This window comes from Ancylobacter sonchi (assembly GCF_018390695.1).
Classification (GTDB): domain Bacteria; phylum Pseudomonadota; class Alphaproteobacteria; order Rhizobiales; family Xanthobacteraceae; genus Ancylobacter; species Ancylobacter sonchi.
Genome location: NZ_JAHBGF010000028.1, coordinates 70,057 through 88,213, shown reverse-complemented (window position 1 = coordinate 88,213; position 18,157 = coordinate 70,057). Strand labels below are relative to the sequence as shown.

Here is an 18,157-nt window from a genome sequence, read left to right as displayed (position 1 = left end):
GATGAAGGACTGGGTGCCGCAGATCGAGGGTCGCGAGGGGCCGCGCTATCTCGCCATCGCCGAGGCGATCGCGGCCGACATCGCCGCCGGCCTGCTGGTGCCCGGCGACCAGCTGCCGCCGCAGCGCCGGCTGGCCGCGCGGCTCGGCGTCGACTTCACCACCGTGGCGCGCGGCTATGTCGAAGCCGGCAAGCGCGGGCTGATCGATTCCACCGTCGGGCGCGGCAGCTTCGTGCGCAAGCCCGCCTCCCAGCCCATGGCCCCTGCCCCGCAGCGGCTGCGCGCCGCCGACTTCACCATGAACATGCCGCCGGAGCCGGACGATCCCGAACTGATCGCCCGCATGCAGGACGGCTATGCCGCGGTGGCGCGCGATCTCATGCCGCTGCTGCGCTACCAGGGATTCGGCGGCTCGCCGCTGGACAAGGACGCCGCCTCGGCCTGGCTCGGCCGGCGGGCGCTGGTGCCGGCGCAGGAGCGCATCTTCATCACCCCGGGCGCGCACCCGGCGCTGGTCGGCATCTTCTCGCTGCTGGCCAAGGCCGGCGACACGGTGCTAGCCGAGGCGATCACCTATCCCGGCATCCGGGCGATCACCGCGCAGCTGGAACTCAACCTCGCCGGCGTTGAGATGGACGCCGACGGCATCGTGCCGGAGGCGCTGGAGGCGGCGATCCTGCGCCACCGGCCCAAGGCGCTCTACCTCAACCCGACGCTGCAGAACCCGATGACCATCACCACGCCGGAGCGGCGGCGCACGGCGATCTGCGCCATCGCCCGCCGGCACGGGCTGCCAATCGTCGAGGACGACGCCTATGGCTTCATCGCCGCCTATGGGCCGCCGCCGCTGGCGGCCATCGCGCCCGACATCTGCTGGCACATCGCCGGGCTGGCCAAATGCATCGGCGCCGGGCTGCGCCTCGCCTATGTGGTGGTGCCTGACACCCGCTCGGGCTGGTCGTTCAACGCCGCGATGCGGGCGGTGGCGGTGATGGCCTCGCCGCTGATGGCGGCGGTGGCGACGCGCTGGATCGACGACGGCACCGCCGACACGATCCTGCGCTTCATCCGCTCGGAGACGGCGGCACGGCAGAAGATCGCCGCCCGCTTCTTCGAGCCGGGCACCTATCTGTCGGACCCGCTCAGCTTCAACATCTGGTTGCCGCTGCGCAATGGCTGGAGCTGCCCGGCCTTCGCCGCCCATGTGCGCAGCACCGGCATCGGCGTGGTGGCGAGCGACGCCTTCACCGTCGGCGGGCCGCCGCCGGAGGCGGTGCGCGTCGGCCTCGGCGGGCCGGTGAGCCGGGCGCAGCTGGAGCGCGGGCTGGAATTCATGGCGCACACGCTGGAAGTCTCGCCGGAAATGGCGGCGAGCTACTTCTGAGGCCTGCGCAAACAAAAAGGCCGGGCGGGTGCCCGGCCTTTCCGTATCGTGCTTTCCCTGTCCTGGGACGAGAGCCCGGCTCAGCGGCCGCGCTTGAAGTCGTTCCAGGTCTTGGTGACGACGCGCTGCACCTTCTGCGGATAGGTGGTGACGGTGAACAGCTTCTCCTGCGTCTCCTTGGTCGGGTAGATCGCCGGATTGTCGAGGATCGCCTTGTCGATGAACTGCTGCGCGCCGAGATTGCCGCTGGCATAGGAGATGTAGTCGGAGTTCTTCGCCGCCACTTCCGGCTTCATCATGAAGTTGATGAAGGCCAGCGCCTCCTCCGGATGCGGGGCATCCTTCGGGATGGCGAAGTTGTCGAACCACATGAGCGCACCTTCCTTCGGGATGATGTACTCGATGTTCACCGGCTTCTTGCCGGTCTTCTTCGCCGCTTCCTCGGCGCGGGTCTTGGCCTGGAAGACGTCGCCCGACCAGCCGGTGGCGATGCAGATGTCACCGCCGGCCAGCGCGTTGATGTAGCCCGACGAATCGAACTTCTTGATGTACTTGCGGATCGGCGCCAGCAGCTTGCCGGCCGCCTCGATGTCCGCCGGGTCCTTGGAGTTCGGATCCTTACCGAGATAGCGCAGCGCGGTGGGGATGATCTCCTCCGGGCCGTCCAGCATATAGACGCCGCAATCCTTCAGCTTGGCGAGGATCTCCGGCTTGAAGACGATGTCCCAGCTGTCGAGCGGGATGTCGCCGAGGCGCTGCTTCACCTTGTCGACATTGATGCCGATGCCGGTGGTGCCCCACATGTAGTTCACGGCGTACTGGTTGCCGGGATCATAGACGGCGAGGCGATCGGAAATGACCGGCCACTGGTCCTTGATGTTCGGCAGCTTGGCCTTGTCGAGCGGCAGGAAGATGCCGGCCTGGATCTGGCGCTGCAGGAAGGAGCCGGTGGGCACCACGACGTCGTAGCCGGTCTTGCCGCCGAGCAGCTTGGTCTCCAGCACCTCGTTCGAGTCGAACACGTCGTAACGGACCTTGATGCCCGTTTCCTTGGTGAACTCCTCCAGCACCGACTCGTCGATGTAGTCGGACCAGTTGTAGACGTTGACGACCTTTTCCTGCGCGCTGGCGGGGGTGATCGCCAGGGCGGCCAGGAAACCTGCCGCGAGTGTCGCGAGTAGGCGGGCCATTTTAGTGTTCTCCTTCGGGAAGGTAGACGTTGAACGAGGCACTTCTGAACGGCGAACCGGCAGCGGTCCGTCGACGATCAGGCCAAGGCTAGTAGCTCGCCCCGGCCTGCTCAAGTCGTGATCGTGCCCAGAGTGCGGGCAACGGGGATCAAATTGCTCCCCGCCGCCATCGGCACCCCTGAGTCCGTCGTATTTCCCAGTCTTGCGCATGTCCCTTGCGATCGCGTGACCACGCCAGGCCGTGGATGTGGCGGGGTCGCGCGACGCTCACAGATAGGTCTCGTATTCGAGCGGGTTGATGCTGCGCTGGAAGGCGGAGAGCTCCGCCTGCTTCATGATCGCGAACACCCGCTGGTACTCGGCGCCATAGGCGCGGCCGACGAAGTCCGACGCGGCGAAGCGGCGGATGGCCTCGCCCATCTCCGGGCTGAGCAGCGGCGTCTCGGCGCTGTAGGCGTCGCCGACCAGCGGCGCCGGCGGCTCCAGCCGGCGCTCGATGCCCTCCAGCATGCCGCCGAGAATGCCGGCGAGCACGAGATGGGGATGCGCGTCGGCGCCGGCGATGCGGTGCTCGAGGCGCCGCGCCTTGGGCGGGCCGTTCGGCACCCGCACCGCCACCGACCGGTTGTCATAGCCCCATGAGATGCCGGTCGGCGCGTAGCTGCCCGGCACCAGCCGGCGATAGCCGTTGAAGCCCGGCACGTAGAACAGCGCGGTGTCCGCCATGGTGGCGAGCAGGCCGGCGGCGGCATGGCGCAGCAGAGCCTCGCCCTCCTCGCCCTTGCCGAAGGCGTTGGAGCCGGAACGGTCCATCAGGCTGACATGCACATGCATGCCGGAGCCGGCGAAGTCGAGCAGCGGCTTGGCCATGAAGCTGGCCTTCAGCCCGTGCTTGCGGGCAACGCCGTCGATCAGGCGGCGCAGCAGGATGGCGTGGTCGGCCGCCGCCATCGGGTCGGTGCTGTGATAGAGGTTCACCTCGTACTGGCCGGGGGCGGCCTCGGAGATCACCGTGTCGGCCGGCAGGCCCTGGATGCGCGCGGCCTCGCGGACCTCGTGCAGCAGCGCCGCATAGGCGTCGAGATCCGACATGGCGTACATGTTCTGCCGCGCCAGCCCCTTGGCTGGAAACACCGGCTCCGGCGCGCCGTCGGCGCCGGGCTGCTGCTTCATCAGGTAGAATTCGAGCTCGAAGGCGACGCAGGGCGACAGGCCCAGCGCCGCGAGCCGCTCGACCTGACGGGCCAGCTTGTGGCGCGGATCGAGTTCCCACGGGCGCTCGCCGCCGCGGCCGTCCGGCAGGCGGATGGGCTCATGCATGGTGATCATCACCTGCGCCGCCGGGCGCGGCGACCACGGCACCGGCTTCAGCGTGCCCGGCACCGGCCGGCAGATGCCGTCGCGGTCGCCGGTCTCCATGTGCAGGCCGGTCTCCATGACCTCGCGCCCCCACACGTCCAGTCCGAAGATGGAGAGCGGGATGGCGACACCGTCCGTCCAGATCTTGCCCCCGGCACCGCCGGGAATCCATTTGCCGCGCAGCACCCCATGGGTGTCGGGCAGGAGAACTTCGACGATGTCGGGTACGCCCTCGCGGGCGACATAGGCGCCGAACTCATCGGCGGCGTCGGCAATCGTCGGGTTGGTGGCAAGATCGGCGACCGCGACCGGCGCGGCTTCGGTTGACGGCATGATAACTTCCGATTGAGGCCCTGTCTGATTTTGGTCATGCGGCGGGCGGTTTGGTCAAGGCACCCCGAGGGGGTCGAGACGTCGCCGCGCGCCGCGATGACGCCTTTGTGGCATGCCGAACCGCTTGACGCACGCGAAATGTGATCACATTGTGCGGTAACCCTGGAGCACGCCGATCATGACCATGCCGAAGACCACCGCCGAGCTGCGCGCCCTCGACGCCGCGCACCACCTGCACCCGTTCAGCGACACCAAGGCGCTCAATGCCGAGGGCTCGCGCGTCATCGTCAAGGCGGACGGCGTGTGGCTGACCGATTCCGACGGCAACCGCTATCTCGACGGCATGTCCGGCCTGTGGTGCGTCAATGTCGGCTATGGCCGCGAGGAGATCGCCGACGCGGTGTCCAAGCAGCTGCGCGAGCTGCCCTACTACAACACCTTCTTCAAGACCACCCACCCCCCGGCCATCGAGCTCGCCGCCAAGCTGGCCGAGCTCACCCCGCCGCAGTTCAACCGGGTGTTCTTCACCGGCTCCGGCTCGGAATCCAACGACACGGTGATCCGCCTCGTCCGCCGCTACTGGGACATCAAGGAGAAGCCGGAGAAGAAGGTCATCATCTCCCGGCGCAACGCCTATCACGGCTCGACCGTGGGCGCGGCGAATCTCGGCGGCATGGCGCCGATGCACGCGCAGAACGTGGCCATTCCCGGCGTCGTCCACATCGCCCAGCCCTATTTCTGGGGCGAGGCGCGCCAGGGCGAGACGCCGGACGAGTTCGGCCTGCGCACCGCGCAGGCGCTGGAAGCCACCATCGACGCGCTCGGCGAGGACCGCATCGCCGCCTTCATCGCCGAGCCGATCCAGGGCGCCGGCGGCGTCATCGTTCCGCCTGCTACCTACTGGCCGGAAATCGCCCGCATCTGCCGCGAGCGCGACATCCTGTTCGTCTCCGACGAGGTGATCTGCGGCTTCGGGCGCACCGGCTCGTGGTTCGGCTGCGAGACCTTCGGCACCAAGCCGGACCTCCTGGTCATGGCCAAGGGCATCACCTCCGGCTACATGCCGCTCGGCGGCGTGATGGTGGCCGACCGGGTGGTCGACGTGCTGCTGGAAGGCGGCGACTTCAACCACGGCTACACCTATTCCGGCCATCCCGCTGCCTGCGCCGCCGCGCTCGCCAACCTCGCCATCATGCAGCGCGAGAAGCTGGTGGAGCGGGTCGCCGACGATATCGGCCCCTATCTCAAGGCGCGCTGGTCCAAGCTCGCCGAGCACCCCCTCGTCGGCGAGGCGCCGATGCTCGGCATGGTCGGCGCGCTGGAGCTGAGCCCGGACAAGCCCGGCCGTACCGCCTTCCAGGACGTCGGCAAGGTCGGCACGCTGGCGCGCGACTTCTCGTTCAAGAACGGCCTCGTCATGCGCGCCGTGCGCGACCGGCTGATCATCGCCCCGCCGCTCACCCTTTCGCATGGCGAGGCCGACGAGCTGGTGGCACGGGCGAAGAAGACGCTCGACGACACCTATGCCGAGCTGAAGCGCTGGGGCTGGGTGAGCTGAAGGTCCCGGCATCGCCGGCCGGAAACAGGGAGACCGACGCGATGCGGACGCCACCGGCTGGCTACGAGGTCTCGACCGATGCCGGCCGCCTGGATGTGGAGATGATCCACACCTTCCTCGCGCAGGACAGCTACTGGTCGCCCGGCATTCCGCGCCGCACGGTGGAGCGGGCGATCGGGAACTCGCTCTGCTTCGGCGTCTATCATGGCGCCGCGCAGGTCGGGTTCGCGCGCGTCGTCACCGACAGGTCAACCTTCGCGCTGCTGGCCGACGTGTTCATCCTGCCGGCGCATCGCGGCCGGGGCCTGTCGAAATGGCTCATGCAGTGCGTCGTCGATCATGACGACCTTCAGGGACTGAGGCGTCTGCTGCTTTTGACGTCGGACGCACATGACCTCTATCGTCGGTTCGGCTTCGAGGAGATCGGGAACGCGTGGCGGTTCATGGAGATCCTGCGGCCGGACGTCTATCGCGCGACGTAACGGAAGCGAGACGCTAGACTTGGGTGTGTCGAGCCTGGGCTGACCGTTCCATCGGACGGTGCCCTTGCCGGCAGTCGAAACGGAGTGCGCCTGTGAACATCAACGTCTCCCCCGATCGTTCAGGCGTCGACCCGGCACGGGTCACCGCGCTGCGCGCCGAGGCCGAGGCGCTCTATCTCGGCACCCGCCCGAAGACGCGGGCGGCCGCCGGCGCGGCGGCACACCTTTTCGAAGGCGTGCCGATGCACTGGATGAGCGATTGGTCGACGCCGGTGCCGCTGGTGGTGGCGGAAGCGACCGGCGCGCGCCTCGTCGACATCGACGGCAACGCCTATGACGATTTCTGCCTCGGCGACACCGCGGCATTGTTCGGCCACGGGCCGGCGCCGGTTCGCCGGGCACTGATCGAGCAGGCCGGGCGCGGCCTCGCCACCATGCTGCCGAGCCCCGACGCGGCGGGGGTCGGCGACCTGCTCGCCGCCCGCTTCGGCCTCGCCAAATGGCAGATCGCCACCACGGCGAGCGACGCCAACCGCTTCGCCATCCGCGCCGCCCGCGCGACAACGGCGCGCCCGCGCATCCTCGTCTTCGACGGCGCCTATCACGGCGCGGTCGACGAGACCTTCGTCGAGCTCGACCGCCAGGGCCGGGCCGCCAACAAGGCCGGCCTGGTCGGCGAGCCGCGCGATCTCAGCGAGCTGACGCGGGTGGCGCCGTTCAACGATCTCGACGCAGTGGAAGCGGCACTGGCCGATGGCAGCGTCGCCTGCGTCATCACCGAGCCGGTGATGACCAATTGCGCCATGGTGCTGCCGCAGCCGGGCTTCCACGCCGGGCTGCGCGAACTCACGCGCCGCTACGGCACGCTGCTGCTGATCGACGAGACGCACACCCTCTCCACCGGCCCGGGCGGCTATACAAGCGCCTTCGGGCTGGAGCCGGACCTGTTCGTGGTCGGCAAGGCGATCGCCGGCGGCGTGCCGGCGGCGGTGTGGGGAATGAGCGAGGAGGTGGTCGACCGGCTGAACCGGGCGCGCGCCGCGCTGCCACCCGGCCATTCCGGCATCGGCACCACGCTGTCGGGCAGCCCGCTCCAGCTCGCCGCGCTGCGTGCCACGCTGGAGGAGGTCGCGACCAAGGCCGCTTACGCCCACATGAACGCCACCGCCGACGCCATGCAGGCGACGCTCGACGCGGTGATCGCCAAGGCGGGCCTGCCCTGGCACGTCGCGCGCTGCGGCGCGCGGGTGGAGGTGGTGCGCTCGGCCCGCCCGCTGCGCAACGGTGCCGAGGCCAAGGCGGCGCATTTCGGCGCGCTGGAGGCGACCATCCACCTCGCCATGCTGGTGCGCGGTACGCTGATCTCGCCGTTCCACGACATGATGCTGGCCAGCCCGTCGACGACGGCGGAGCAGGTCGGGCGCATGGGCCGGGCGATGGACGAGGTGCTGGCGCGGCTGGCAGGCTGAGGCATCGGGTCAGCCGGAGCCGAGGACGGATCGGCCGTCGGCAGGATTATTCCGTTCAAGATCAGACTATTGAGCCGAAATCTTCATGCAAACGGCGAAGATTGCGACCACACCTGAGATGGCGGCTCAGCCCAGCTCGGTGGGGAAGCCGGCTTCCTTCCAGGCAAGGATGCCGCCCGCCATGTGGCGGTAGAGCTCGTGGCCGGACGCCTGCGCGGCGGCGGCCGCCTTCTGCGAGCGCTGGCCGGAGCGGCAGGAGAAGACCAGGAGCTTGTCGCCGGGATCGGGCAGCGCCGCCGCGTCGAAGGTCGAGAGCGGGAACTCGACGGCGCCGGGAATGCGCTCGGCGGCGAGTTCGTTCGGCTCGCGCACGTCGACCAGCAGGATGGTGCCGTCCTCAAGTCCCGCCTTCACCTGATCGACCGACAGATGTTCGATCACGCCACCGAACGGGTTGGGCTGCATCGCGCGCACTCCTGAAAACCGACGAGCCCGGGAACCGGCCGGACCCATCTTGGACCTAATACTGCCGGGGCGCCGGCGCAAGGGGCGCGGGCGAGGAGCGACGGCGCGCGCCTCCTCGGCAGGCGCCGTCCGCGCAAATATCGGGAAAAAGCCCGGGATCAGTTGCCGCGCGGGCGCGCGGCGACCACGCCGGCCACCAGCAGGCCACCGCCCAGCAGCACCAGCGCCGGCGGGAATTCGCGGAACAGCAGCGCCGCCAACGCGGTGCCGACCAGGATCTGCAGCAGCATCACCATGGAGATCACCCCGGCTGGCAGACGGCCGAGCGCGAAGGTGGTGAGCCCCTGCCCGCCCGCGTGCACGATGGCGCCGAGGCCGGCGACCGCCAGCAGCCCATCCATCCCCGCCGGCATGATGCGCTCGCCGGCGGCGATCGCCCAGGCGAGGCACATCACCATGCCGACCGCGCTGGACAGGAGCGCCGTCATGCCGCCGCCGAGCGCCGGCCGGCCGGGGCTCTCGAGCCGCAGGATGCGCACGAACAGCATGTAGAAGGCGTATGCGAGCGCACCGCCGACGCAGAGCAGGTCGCCAATGAAGCTTCCCGGCCGGCCACCGCCGCCAAGACTGGATCCGACGATCAGCGCGGCACCCGCCATGGCGAAGCCGAGCGCGATCAACAGGCCGCGCGTCGGCCGCTCGCCGAGGCACATCCAGCCGAGCCCGAAGACGAAGATGACGTAGAGATTGCCGATCAGCACGCCATTGGCGGTGCTGGTGCGCGCCAGCCCGGCATGAAACAGGATGAGGTCGGCGCCAAAGGCGACGCCGGCCGCCGCCACCAGCAGCATCTGCCGGCCGGTGAGGCGCGGTGCCGTCTGGGCGCGGATGCGGGCATGGAGCTTCGCCTCCCGCCGCTCGGCCAGCGCCCACAGCGCGGTCGGCCCCAGCGAGAAGAACAGCCGCCAGAAGCCGATCGCCGCCGGCCCGACATCGGACAGCCGGACCAGGATCGGCGAGAAGCCGATAATCGCCGCCGCCAGCAGCACCGCACCGAACGCCTGCCGTCGCAGTCGCGCCTCATTGGCCTCGACGAGGACCGGAGACAGCAGCACAGCATCGTCCACACCTGTCGGCGACAGGGCGGCGGAAATTGGGGGAGGCGGGGACATGGTCCGAACTCGGAGATTGCAGGTGAACATCGACCGTCTGTGCCGCCCCAGCGAGCAGTTTGCTCGGCATATGGGCATCCAACGATCTGATTTTGCACTATCACGATGCCCCAAGATCGTGAAAACGAATTTAATTTGTGAATGGATGAGCAAATTTGATACTATCGGCGGATCGGAACGCCGGACCTCACCACCGGACCTTACCATGCGACACCTCGACACCGAATCGCTCGGCATGCTCATCGCCGTCGTCGACAATGGCGGCTTCACCGCTGCGGCCGAGCGCGTCGGCCGCACGCAGTCGGCGGTGTCGGCACGCATCGCGCAGCTTGAGGAAAATCTTGGCGTACGGCTGCTGGAGCGCTCGCGCCGTGGCATTTCGCTGACCGAGACCGGCGAGCGGCTGGTGGCGCATGCGCGCCGTATGCTGGCGTTCGAGAGCGAGGCGCTCGCCGACATGAAGGGCGGCACGCCGGAGGGCAGCGTGCGGCTCGGCATGCCCGACGACTATGTCGACGCCTATTTCACCCCGGTCATTTCGCGCTTCGCCGCCGCCTATCCCCGCGTGGAGATCTCTATCCGCTGCGACCTGTCGAAGACGCTGGAGCCGGAGGTGGAGCGCGGGCAGATCGACGTGGCTCTGTTCACCCGCGACCTCAACCGGCCGACCGGTGAACTCTTGAAGCGCGAGAAGCTGCTCTGGCTCGCCGCGCGCGGCCATCGCCCGGAGCGGCAGGACCCGCTGCCGCTTGCCCTATTCCCCACCGGCTGCCGCGCCCGGCCGCACATCGCCGCCGCGCTGGACGATGCCGGGCTGCGCTGGCGGGTCGCCTGCACCTCGTCGTCGCAGGGCGGGATCTATTCGGCGGTGGAAACCGGGCTGTGCATCACCGCCATGGCGGAATGCGCCGCGCCGCCGGAATGGCGCCGGCTCGGAGCCTCTGAAGGGCTGCCGCCGCTGCCCGACCTCGAGATCGGCCTGCTGCTGTCGCCGAGCGCCTCGACGGCCGCGCGCCGGCTCGCCGACACGTTGCGCACCGCGCTGGCCGCGCCGAACGCGGTGGCGGCGGCGTGAACGCCACCGCCAGGGAGCGCTTCAGCGCGCGACCTTGAAGCCGGCGAAGCTCTGGGCGACCGGGAAGACCTGCAGGCTGTTGATGTTCACGTGGCGCGGCACGGTGCAGCAGAAGAAGATCTGCTCGGCGATGTCCTCGCCGGTCAGCGCCTCGATGCCCTCATAGACCGAGTCCGACTTGCCGGCATCGCCGTGGAAGCGCACCAGCGAGAACTCGGTCTCCACCATGCCGGGCTCGATATTGGTGACGCGCACCGGGGTGCCGAGCAGATCGGCCTGCAGGTTGAGCGCGAACTGCTTCACGAAGGCCTTGGTACCGCCATAGGCATTGCCGCCGGGATAGGCGTAGTCGCCGGCCACCGAGCCGGTGAACACCACATGGCCGGCGCCGCGCTCCACCATGCCCGGCAGCACGGCGCGAACGGTGTAGAGCAGCCCCTTGATGTTGGTGTCGACCATGTCATCCCAGTCCTTCAGGCTCGCCTTGTGGGCGGGATCGAGGCCGAGGGCGAGGCCGGCATTGGCGAAGATGACGTTGATGCCGGCGAAGGCCGCCGGCAGGCCGGCGATGGCGGCGACGAACGCCTCATTGTCGCGCACGTCCACTTCCAGCGGCAGCAGATTGGGGCCGAGCTCGTCGCGCAGCGCGATGAGGCGGTCGGCGCGCCGGCCGGTGGCGATCACCTTGGCGCCGGCCAACGCGAAGCGCCGGGCGGTGGCAGCGCCGATGCCGGAGGTCGCACCGGTGATCAGGACGACGAGGGTCGAGGGATCGAGCATCTGGTAACCGGACATGGGCGCCTCCTCTTGCTGCACCGCACATACCGCGATGCCGGCGCCGCGTCCACCTCGGCGGGCGGTTGCCGGCCAAGGGTTTCGCTGCGTTAACACTCCATTGTCCATGCCCTCGTCGAGGCGCCGGCGACAGGGGGTTGCCGCAACGGGGCCACGCTGGTGCCATGATCCTCGGCGACAAGAAATCAAACAGATGCGAGAACATGACACCCAAAAAGGGTAACGTGTTCGGGTACATGGCCGGCGCGAGCGTGCGAGGAGTTAGACGTCTATGAAGATCACCGCCCTCGCTGCCGTGTCCGCCACCGCTCTGCTCCTCGCCGGATGCAGCACCGCGCTGGACGGTTTCGGCGAGCACAAGACGGCGGCCGTCGACGCCAACGCCATCACCCCCGCGCCCACCGGCTCCGTCGAGAGCGCGCCGGTCCCCTCGCCCGCCCCGACCGGCGCCACCGCCGCCACCGCCGGCGACGCGGTGACCCCGCGCCAGCAGAGTGCCGCCGCGGCGACCACCGTGCCGCTCACCCAGCCCGGCGCCAGCGCCCCCGGTGGCGTCGCCTATGCCGAGCCGGGCGCGACCCGCACCCAGCTGGCCGGCAACTGGAGCTACAGCTGGGACAACGGCGCCAAGAGCTGCAAGCTCAACCTCTCCACCGAACGCGGCATGTCCGGCTTTGCCGCGAATGCCGATGTCGGCTGCCCCAACGACATCTTCATGACCAAGGGCTGGGACGTCTGGGGCAACGAGATCGTGCTGCAGAATCACCTCGGCAAGGTCACCGCCCGCCTGCAGCCCGCCGGCGACGGCCATTATGACGGCGTCGCCACCGGCGACGGCGCCAAGGTGTCGCTCAGCCGTAGCTGACGGCTACCGCCTACGGCCGCGCCTTGCGGCCCGCGCACCTTCGCCTTTCGGGCGTTTGTGAAACAAATACGACAGTATTCGAAATAATTTTGCTTTCGGTCGCGCCAGTCTTCGGGCATTACCGACGTGTTCGTGCTGACACGTCTTATGCTCACGAAGTTGGGAACCAGCATTTGGTTCGTGCGTTAGCGGCGGCGTTGGCTCATGATGTGCATGAGCAAAGCTGATTGATTCGCGATTCCGATCGGAGGCGGTGGTCATGCTCGGGAACGAGGCAACGGTACCAGCACTGGCGCGGGACGGCGGCGACGTCGCGAGCGCGTCGATTGCCGAGCGCGCGGCAGCGATGGCCTTTCCGCGCCGTCCGCCCGAGCCTGCCTCCGTCGCCGCGCTGATGCGTAGCCATCTCGACCAGGTACGGCCGCGCAGCGATGCCGAAGCGCTGCGGATCCTGCGCCAGGCGTTTCCCGCCGCCCCGCTGGCCGCCCGCGTCGCCGCCATGGCCGATCACCGCGCCGGCTGAACCCCGCCGGCCTGCCCTCGCCTCGCCTGCATCCGCCTCGCCTGCCCCGTTGCGTTCCGGGGCAAATCATTCAGACAATCAGTTCAGATGGTCCGGCCGGGTTTCCGCCGCGTCGGCGACGTGTGCCGCCGGGAACTCGGCGGTGCCAGCCTTGACCCGCGCCGCGTGCTCGCGCGCCAGGCGCGCATAGCGCAGCGCCGAGAAGGGCAGCGCCGCCAGATAGCCGACCGACAGCACCGACAGCACCGTCCACGGCCAGGTGACCAGCACCGCCACGAACAGCACCACGCAGACGAACAGCGGCAGCACCGCGTCGCGCGGGATGCGGCTGCCGAGCTTCTTGCCGGAATAGGCCGGCAGCTTCGACACCATCAAAAGGGCGATGGCCAGCGTATAGAAGGCCGCCACCGCCGGCGAGGCGACGAGGCGCGGCAGGCCGATCAGCTCGACATAAACCGGCAGCAGCACGCAGATCGCCCCGAGCGGCGCCGGCACGCCGGTGAAGAAATCGGCGGCGAAGGCCGGGCGGTTGGGGTCTTCCAGCATCACGTTGAAACGCGCGAGGCGCAGCGCGGCGCAAATGGCGAAGGCGAGCGCGGCGATCCAGCCGATCGAGCCCAGCGTCTCCAGCCCCCACATATACAGCACCAGCCCCGGCGCGACGCCGAAGCAGACGAAGTCGGACAGGCTGTCCAGCTCGGCGCCGAAGCGCGAGGTGCCCTTCAGCATGCGGGCGAGGCGGCCGTCCATGCCGTCGAGCACGGCGGCCAGCACGATGGCGCCGAGCGCCAGCTCCATGCGGCCCTCGATCGCCATGCGGATGCCGGTGAGGCCGGCGCAGAGCGCCAGCAGCGTCACCAGATTGGGGATGAGGATGCGGGCCGGCACTGCCTGGAAACGCCGGCGCGGCGCCTCTGGCGGGCCGGAATCGGGATCGAAGGGCACGAAGATGTTCGACATCGCTCGGTCTCGCTCACATCGTCTCACAGGCGCCGGAAGGCCGGCAACGCCTCTGCGTCGTTCAATCCACCCGAAAGGTCAGGCCGACGCCAACGGCCGCGTCGGCCAGAACGGTCTCGCCGGCCACCGCCCGCTGCCCCTCGGCGACCAGCGGCGCGATGCCGGCCGGCAGGTAGACATCCACCCGCGAGCCGAAGCGGATGAGGCCGAAGCGCTGGCCAGGCGCCAGAATGTCGCCTTCCTGCTTGAAGCCGACGATCCGCCGCGCCACCAGCCCGGCGATCTGCACCACGCCGATGCGTCCCAGCGCGGTGTCGAGCACGAGGCCGTTGCGCTCATTGTCCTCGCTTGCCTTGTCGAGATCGGCGGACAGGAACTTGCCGGGCTTATAGGCGATGCGCTCGATGCGCCCGGCCACCGGCGACCGGTTCACATGCACGTCGAACACGTTCATGAAAATGCAGATGCGCGACATGGGTTCCACGCCGAGGCCAAGCTCCGGCGGCGGCACCGCCGGCCCGACGAGGCAGACCCGCCCGTCCGCCGGCGAGACCACCAGTCCCTCGCGCAGCGGCGTCACCCGCTCGGGATCGCGGAAGAAGTAACAGATCCACACGGTGATCAGCACCGCGATCCAGCCGAGCGGCGGCAGCAGCCACAGCAGCAGCAGGGAGACCGCGACCCCGATCAGGATGAAGGGATAACCCTCCCGGTGAATCGGCACCAGGCCGCCCCGGATGGAATCGATGACCGACATGACGTCTCCCGCACAAAGCTGAGGCACAGGTAGAGCCGCGGGACAGGCGCGTCAAATGGCAGGCACGTCAAATGGCGGGCGCGTCGGATGCCGGAGACGCGGCGGAGGGCGCCATGGAGGGGGACGCCACCCCCGAGCCGGCAACGGCGGGCTGCTGGCTCGCCTGATCCTGTGCCGAACTCGGCCCGGAGACGGTGATGGCGCGCGGCTGCACCGCCCCCCGGCGCGGCCAGACGGATTCCTCCGAACGGAACAGCGGCGCCTTGTGCCAGCCGCGCTCCAGGAGGTCGTCGATGAAGTGCGGGGTACGGTCGAGCTTGGAGACGTAGTCGAACTCGTCGAGGCCGGCCTCGACGAGGCGGATGGGTATCTCGCGCATCACCCGGTTGTGCCGGCTGCGGATGGCGACGCCCGGATTGCTGCGCACGAAATCATTCACCGTCTCGACGAGGTGCAGCTCCTGCGCCAGCGCGACATTGCCGGACAATTCGTTGCGCCGGTCGATGATCTCGCCCATCGTCATCGGCACCCGGGCGCAGTTGGTCGGGTTGATCTGCACCACCCACAATTCGTCGATGTCGAGGAAGACGAGGTTGCGTATCGGCGGGTTGACGCTGAACAGCCCGTCCCAATGGAAGCGGCCTCGGGTCTCCACCGCCTCGTAAAGGGTCGGAATGGCCGCCGAGGCGATGAGATCGTCATAGGCGAGGTGCTCGCCGGTGAAGATGCAGCGCGCGCCCGACAGCACGTCGGTGGCGCCGACCAGCAGCTGGATCGCCTTGCGCGCCTTGCCGGTCGGCAGGCCGGGAATGTCCAGCGTCTCCTCCAGCCAGTCGCGCATGATCGCGGCGGCCGGCGCCGGCAGGCGGTAGGGGCTGGTTTCCGGCAGCAATTGGGCCCGGCCGAGCCATTTGCCCCAGAAATTGGCGGCATAGTCGACCGGGGTGTCGGCCTTGGCGATCTCCCAGAACCGCATCAGCCGCTCGGCGCCCTCCTCCGGGCGCCCCTGGATGAGGCCGGCCCAGGCGAGAGCGGCGCAGATAGCACCGCCCGAGGTGCCGCTGAGGCCGCGAATGTCGATGTGCTCCATTTCGTCGAGCAGCAGCCGGCGCAACAGCCCGGCGGCGAAGGCGGCATGGCTGCCGCCCCCCTGGCACGCGATCGCTACCTTGAGCTTCGCCATCCCCCGCGCTCCGCCCCTTTTCCCGCCGGGCGATTATGACGCGGAATGCCGCGTCTGCAACCTTTCGTTGCTTCAGGCGGCGGCGTCGGCGGCAGCGTCGGCGTCCTTGGTGTTCTCGAGGTCGTCCTCGCCGCGCGACAGCGTCGCCTTGGCCTCGTCGACCTCGCGCTGGCGCTGCCACATCGAGTGGTAGAGCCCGCGCCGCGCCATCAGCTCGGCGTGGGTGCCGCGCTCGGCGATGCGCCCATGTTCCAGCACGATGATCTCGTCGGCGCCGACCACGGTGGAGAGCCTGTGCGCCACCACCAGCGTGGTACGCCCGCGCGAGACGCGCTCCAGCGCGTCCTGGATCTCGCGCTCGGTATGGCTGTCGAGCGCCGAGGTCGCCTCGTCGAGCAGCAGGATCGCCGGATCCTTGAGGATGGTGCGGGCGATGGCGACGCGCTGCTTCTCGCCGCCGGACAGCTTGAGCCCGCGCTCACCGACCTCGGTGGCGTAGCCCTTGGGGGTACGCTTCACGAAGCCGTCGATCTGGGCGAGCTCGGCGGCACGCTCCACCTCGGCGTCCGAGGCGCCGGGGCGGCCATAGCGGATGTTGTAGGCGAGCGTGTCGTTGAACAGCACCGTGTCCTGCGGGACCATGCCGATGGCGGCGCGCAGGCTCTCCTGCCGGATGTTGCGTATGTCCTGCCCGTCAATGGTGATGCGGCCGGAAGCGACGTCGTAGAATCGGTAGAGCAGCCGCGAAATGGTCGACTTGCCTGCCCCCGACGGGCCGACGATGGCCACCGTCTGCCCGGCCGGCACCTCGAAGGACAGACCCTTGAGAATCTCGCGCTCCGGATCGTAGGAGAAGCGGACGTCCTCGAAGCGGATGGCGGCGCCCTTCAATGCCAGCGGCTTCGCGCCCGGCGCGTCCTCGACCTCCGGGTTGCGGGCGAGGATGGCGAACATCGCCTCGATGTCGATCAGCGACTGCTTGATCTCGCGATAGATCATGCCGAGGAAGTTCAGCGGCTGGTACAGCTGGATCATCATGGCATTGACCATGACGAAGGAGCCGACCGACTGGTGGCCGGCGCGGATGTCGAGCACGCACAGCACCATCACCGCCGTGAGGCCGGCGGTGAAGATCGCCGCCTGCCCCGCATTCAGCCAGGCGAGCGAGGTGTGGGTGTGGACGGAGGCGCGCTCGTAGCGGGCCATGGAGCGGTCGTAACGCTCGGCCTCCCACTTCTCGGCGCCGAAATACTTCACTGTCTCGTAGTTGAGCAGGCTGTCGACCGCCTTGGCATTGGCATCGGTGTCGCTCTCGTTCATCGAGCGGCGGATGCCCATGCGCCATTCGGTCATCATGAAGGTGAACAGCGTGTAGGCGCCGATCATCGCCACCGCGGCGGCCGCGTAGCGCCAGTCGAACTGCCACGCCAGAACGACCACCACCATCGCGAATTCGAGGATGGTCGGGGCGAGGTGCAGCACCAGCATGCGCACGATGGTCTCGATGCCCTCGCGCGAGCGCTCCAGCACCCGGGTCAGGCCGCCGGTCTTGCGCTCCAGATGGAAGCGCAGCGACAGCGCGTGCATGTGCTGGAAGGTCTCGAGCGCCAGGCGGCGCACCGCATGCATCGCCACCTTGGCGAACAGGCCGTCGCGCCACTGGGTCAGCCCGGCCATGGCGATGCGCGACAGGCCGTAGCCGACCGTCAGCATCACCGGCGCGGCGATGATCAGGCTGATGGCGTCGGTGCCGATATGGGCGCCCTCGCCTGCCGCCACCGCATCGGTCGCCCATTTGAACAGGAAGGGCGTCGCCATAGTGGTGATCTTGGCGGCGACCAGCAGCAAAAGGCCCCAGAGCACGCGGGCGCGCAGATCGAGCCGCTCGGCCGGCCACAGATAGGGCATCAGCCCCTTCAGCGCGACGAGCAGGCTGCCGCGCGGGGGTTGGTCGGGCTTGGCGGAGCGGCGCGACAGGGCGGTGCCGGCCTCGGGTGCGGACATGGGAGACTTCCGGGTGATCAGGAGCCGGCCGGCAATTCGCCGGCGGACGCTGTGGAAATAGGAGGCGCGACCGCGGATGCCAAGTCTCCGACGGCCATGGAGACGGTCTTCGGCCGCATGGGAGGGTTGCAGCCCGCGGGGGCGTGGAGCGGCGCGGCGGCACGATCCGCAGCGAGAGCGCCCGGCGCGGGCGCCGCCGGGACCGGCGCGGCGGCCGAGGCGAACAGGGCGGACAGTTCGGCGGACAGCCCGGCCAGTGCGTCGCGGTCGAGGCAGTAGCAGGAGCGCGGCCCCTCGACCGTGCCGGCGATCAGCCCGGCTTCCTTCAGCACTTTGAGATGCTGCGAGACGGTGGACTGGGCCAACGGCAGGCCGCGCACGATCTCGCCGCAGACACAGCGGTCGCGTTCGGCGAGCGCGCGCAGGATCGCGAGGCGCGCCGGGTGGCCGAGCGCGCGCAGGCGCAGCGCAAGCAGATCGTCGGAATTGGGAGCGTCAGCGTTCATCGCCTATCGTCGATAGACGATGATTGCGGCGGTGGGAAGACATGGGAGCGAAAGGACCAGAGGGCGGAGGACGGCAG

At 69.0% G+C, this 18,157-nt stretch carries 17 protein-coding genes; 7 read left to right on the top strand and 10 right to left on the bottom strand.

Translation table 11 applies throughout. From position 1 onward, the window contains the following. The first annotated feature begins 1 nt into the window (after position 1). Entirely contained in the window at positions 2-1,384 is a 1,383-nt protein-coding gene (locus KHC28_RS15840; RefSeq protein WP_214009333.1) for an aminotransferase-like domain-containing protein, read from the top strand. A gap of 80 nt (positions 1,385-1,464) precedes the next feature. On the opposite strand, the gene KHC28_RS15835 is transcribed toward KHC28_RS15840, so the two are convergent. Both KHC28_RS15835 and KHC28_RS15830 read right to left on the bottom strand, forming a co-directional pair. After that, positions 1,465-2,574, bottom strand: a complete 1,110-nt coding sequence (locus KHC28_RS15835; RefSeq protein ID WP_214009332.1) for a polyamine ABC transporter substrate-binding protein — start codon at positions 2,572-2,574, stop codon at positions 1,465-1,467. 267 nt (positions 2,575-2,841) lie between these two features. Continuing rightward, the gene (locus KHC28_RS15830; RefSeq protein WP_214009331.1) at positions 2,842-4,266 is read right to left on the bottom strand and encodes a glutamine synthetase family protein; all 1,425 of its coding nucleotides are present in this window, start codon (positions 4,264-4,266) and stop codon (positions 2,842-2,844) included. Between the two features lie 178 nt (positions 4,267-4,444). Between KHC28_RS15830 and KHC28_RS15825 the strand changes: the two genes are divergently transcribed. The 3 genes from KHC28_RS15825 (at position 4,445) to KHC28_RS15815 (ending at position 7,775) form a co-directional block, all read left to right on the top strand. Next, on the top strand, positions 4,445-5,824 hold the full coding sequence (locus KHC28_RS15825) for an aspartate aminotransferase family protein (RefSeq protein WP_214009330.1): 1,380 nt from the start codon (positions 4,445-4,447) through the stop codon (positions 5,822-5,824). Between the two features lie 41 nt (positions 5,825-5,865). Then, a complete protein-coding gene (locus KHC28_RS15820) occupies positions 5,866-6,306 on the top strand; it encodes a GNAT family N-acetyltransferase (RefSeq protein ID WP_214009329.1) in 441 nt (146 codons plus the stop codon). A 92-nt stretch (positions 6,307-6,398) separates the two neighbouring features. Further along, positions 6,399-7,775 (top strand): aspartate aminotransferase family protein, encoded by a 1,377-nt coding sequence (locus KHC28_RS15815; protein ID WP_376772717.1) that lies wholly within the window; start codon positions 6,399-6,401, stop codon positions 7,773-7,775. Positions 7,776-7,901: 126 nt separating this feature from the next. On the opposite strand, the gene KHC28_RS15810 is transcribed toward KHC28_RS15815, so the two are convergent. Next, positions 7,902-8,240 carry a rhodanese-like domain-containing protein gene (locus KHC28_RS15810; protein ID WP_214009328.1) on the bottom strand — a complete coding sequence of 113 codons (339 nt, stop codon included), beginning with the start codon at positions 8,238-8,240 and terminating at the stop codon, positions 7,902-7,904. Positions 8,241-8,398: 158 nt separating this feature from the next. Continuing rightward, positions 8,399-9,412, bottom strand: a complete 1,014-nt coding sequence (locus tag KHC28_RS15805; RefSeq protein ID WP_214009327.1) for a DMT family transporter — start codon at positions 9,410-9,412, stop codon at positions 8,399-8,401. A gap of 205 nt (positions 9,413-9,617) precedes the next feature. Here KHC28_RS15805 and KHC28_RS15800 point away from each other — a divergent pair, with 205 nt between their 5' ends. Next, a complete protein-coding gene (locus KHC28_RS15800) occupies positions 9,618-10,487 on the top strand; it encodes a LysR substrate-binding domain-containing protein (RefSeq protein ID WP_214009326.1) in 870 nt (289 codons plus the stop codon). A 21-nt stretch (positions 10,488-10,508) separates the two neighbouring features. Here the strand turns inward: KHC28_RS15800 and KHC28_RS15795 are convergent, their stop codons facing one another. Next, positions 10,509-11,282, bottom strand: a complete 774-nt coding sequence (locus tag KHC28_RS15795) for an SDR family NAD(P)-dependent oxidoreductase (RefSeq protein ID WP_214009325.1) — start codon at positions 11,280-11,282, stop codon at positions 10,509-10,511. A 271-nt stretch (positions 11,283-11,553) separates the two neighbouring features. Here KHC28_RS15795 and KHC28_RS15790 point away from each other — a divergent pair, with 271 nt between their 5' ends. Both KHC28_RS15790 and KHC28_RS15785 read left to right on the top strand, forming a co-directional pair. Continuing rightward, positions 11,554-12,147 carry a protease inhibitor Inh/omp19 family protein gene (locus KHC28_RS15790; protein WP_214009324.1) on the top strand — a complete coding sequence of 198 codons (594 nt, stop codon included), beginning with the start codon at positions 11,554-11,556 and terminating at the stop codon, positions 12,145-12,147. Positions 12,148-12,406: 259 nt separating this feature from the next. Continuing rightward, a complete protein-coding gene (locus KHC28_RS15785) occupies positions 12,407-12,670 on the top strand; it encodes a hypothetical protein (protein WP_246564902.1) in 264 nt (87 codons plus the stop codon). Between the two features lie 78 nt (positions 12,671-12,748). Here KHC28_RS15785 and pssA read toward each other — a convergent pair whose 3' ends face one another. The 5 genes from pssA to KHC28_RS27890 form a co-directional block, all read right to left on the bottom strand. Further along, on the bottom strand, positions 12,749-13,630 hold the full coding sequence (gene pssA / locus KHC28_RS15780; RefSeq protein ID WP_214009323.1) for a CDP-diacylglycerol--serine O-phosphatidyltransferase: 882 nt from the start codon (positions 13,628-13,630) through the stop codon (positions 12,749-12,751). A 61-nt stretch (positions 13,631-13,691) separates the two neighbouring features. Further along, positions 13,692-14,387, bottom strand: coding sequence for a phosphatidylserine decarboxylase (locus KHC28_RS15775; RefSeq protein ID WP_214009322.1), 696 nt, complete (start codon positions 14,385-14,387; stop codon positions 13,692-13,694). A 67-nt stretch (positions 14,388-14,454) separates the two neighbouring features. Further along, the gene (locus KHC28_RS15770) at positions 14,455-15,570 is read right to left on the bottom strand and encodes a patatin-like phospholipase family protein (RefSeq protein WP_214009321.1); all 1,116 of its coding nucleotides are present in this window, start codon (positions 15,568-15,570) and stop codon (positions 14,455-14,457) included. A gap of 72 nt (positions 15,571-15,642) precedes the next feature. Beyond that, positions 15,643-17,574, bottom strand: a complete 1,932-nt coding sequence (locus KHC28_RS15765; protein ID WP_214009320.1) for an ABCB family ABC transporter ATP-binding protein/permease — start codon at positions 17,572-17,574, stop codon at positions 15,643-15,645. Positions 17,575-17,591: 17 nt separating this feature from the next. After that, a complete protein-coding gene (locus tag KHC28_RS27890) occupies positions 17,592-18,080 on the bottom strand; it encodes an ArsR/SmtB family transcription factor (protein WP_214009319.1) in 489 nt (162 codons plus the stop codon). Positions 18,081-18,157: the final 77 nt, after the last annotated feature.

What these genes read in the sequence shown, in the direction of transcription:
- KHC28_RS15830 (WP_214009331.1), bottom strand. Translation starts at nt 4,266, where the DNA reads ATGCCGTCAACCGAAGCCGCGCCGGTCGCGGTCGCCGATCTTGCCACC.
- KHC28_RS15800 (WP_214009326.1), top strand. Translation starts at nt 9,618, where the DNA reads ATGCGACACCTCGACACCGAATCGCTCGGCATGCTCATCGCCGTCGTC.
- KHC28_RS15840 (WP_214009333.1), top strand. Translation starts at nt 2, where the DNA reads ATGAAGGACTGGGTGCCGCAGATCGAGGGTCGCGAGGGGCCGCGCTAT.
- KHC28_RS15785 (WP_246564902.1), top strand. Translation starts at nt 12,407, where the DNA reads ATGCTCGGGAACGAGGCAACGGTACCAGCACTGGCGCGGGACGGCGGC.
- KHC28_RS15770 (WP_214009321.1), bottom strand. Translation starts at nt 15,570, where the DNA reads ATGGCGAAGCTCAAGGTAGCGATCGCGTGCCAGGGGGGCGGCAGCCAT.
- KHC28_RS15790 (WP_214009324.1), top strand. Translation starts at nt 11,554, where the DNA reads ATGAAGATCACCGCCCTCGCTGCCGTGTCCGCCACCGCTCTGCTCCTC.
- KHC28_RS15765 (WP_214009320.1), bottom strand. Translation starts at nt 17,574, where the DNA reads ATGTCCGCACCCGAGGCCGGCACCGCCCTGTCGCGCCGCTCCGCCAAG.
- pssA (WP_214009323.1), bottom strand. Translation starts at nt 13,630, where the DNA reads ATGTCGAACATCTTCGTGCCCTTCGATCCCGATTCCGGCCCGCCAGAG.
- KHC28_RS15805 (WP_214009327.1), bottom strand. Translation starts at nt 9,412, where the DNA reads ATGTCCCCGCCTCCCCCAATTTCCGCCGCCCTGTCGCCGACAGGTGTG.
- KHC28_RS15795 (WP_214009325.1), bottom strand. Translation starts at nt 11,282, where the DNA reads ATGTCCGGTTACCAGATGCTCGATCCCTCGACCCTCGTCGTCCTGATC.
- KHC28_RS15820 (WP_214009329.1), top strand. Translation starts at nt 5,866, where the DNA reads ATGCGGACGCCACCGGCTGGCTACGAGGTCTCGACCGATGCCGGCCGC.
- KHC28_RS27890 (WP_214009319.1), bottom strand. Translation starts at nt 18,080, where the DNA reads ATGAACGCTGACGCTCCCAATTCCGACGATCTGCTTGCGCTGCGCCTG.
- KHC28_RS15810 (WP_214009328.1), bottom strand. Translation starts at nt 8,240, where the DNA reads ATGCAGCCCAACCCGTTCGGTGGCGTGATCGAACATCTGTCGGTCGAT.
- KHC28_RS15835 (WP_214009332.1), bottom strand. Translation starts at nt 2,574, where the DNA reads ATGGCCCGCCTACTCGCGACACTCGCGGCAGGTTTCCTGGCCGCCCTG.
- KHC28_RS15825 (WP_214009330.1), top strand. Translation starts at nt 4,445, where the DNA reads ATGACCATGCCGAAGACCACCGCCGAGCTGCGCGCCCTCGACGCCGCG.
- KHC28_RS15775 (WP_214009322.1), bottom strand. Translation starts at nt 14,387, where the DNA reads ATGTCGGTCATCGATTCCATCCGGGGCGGCCTGGTGCCGATTCACCGG.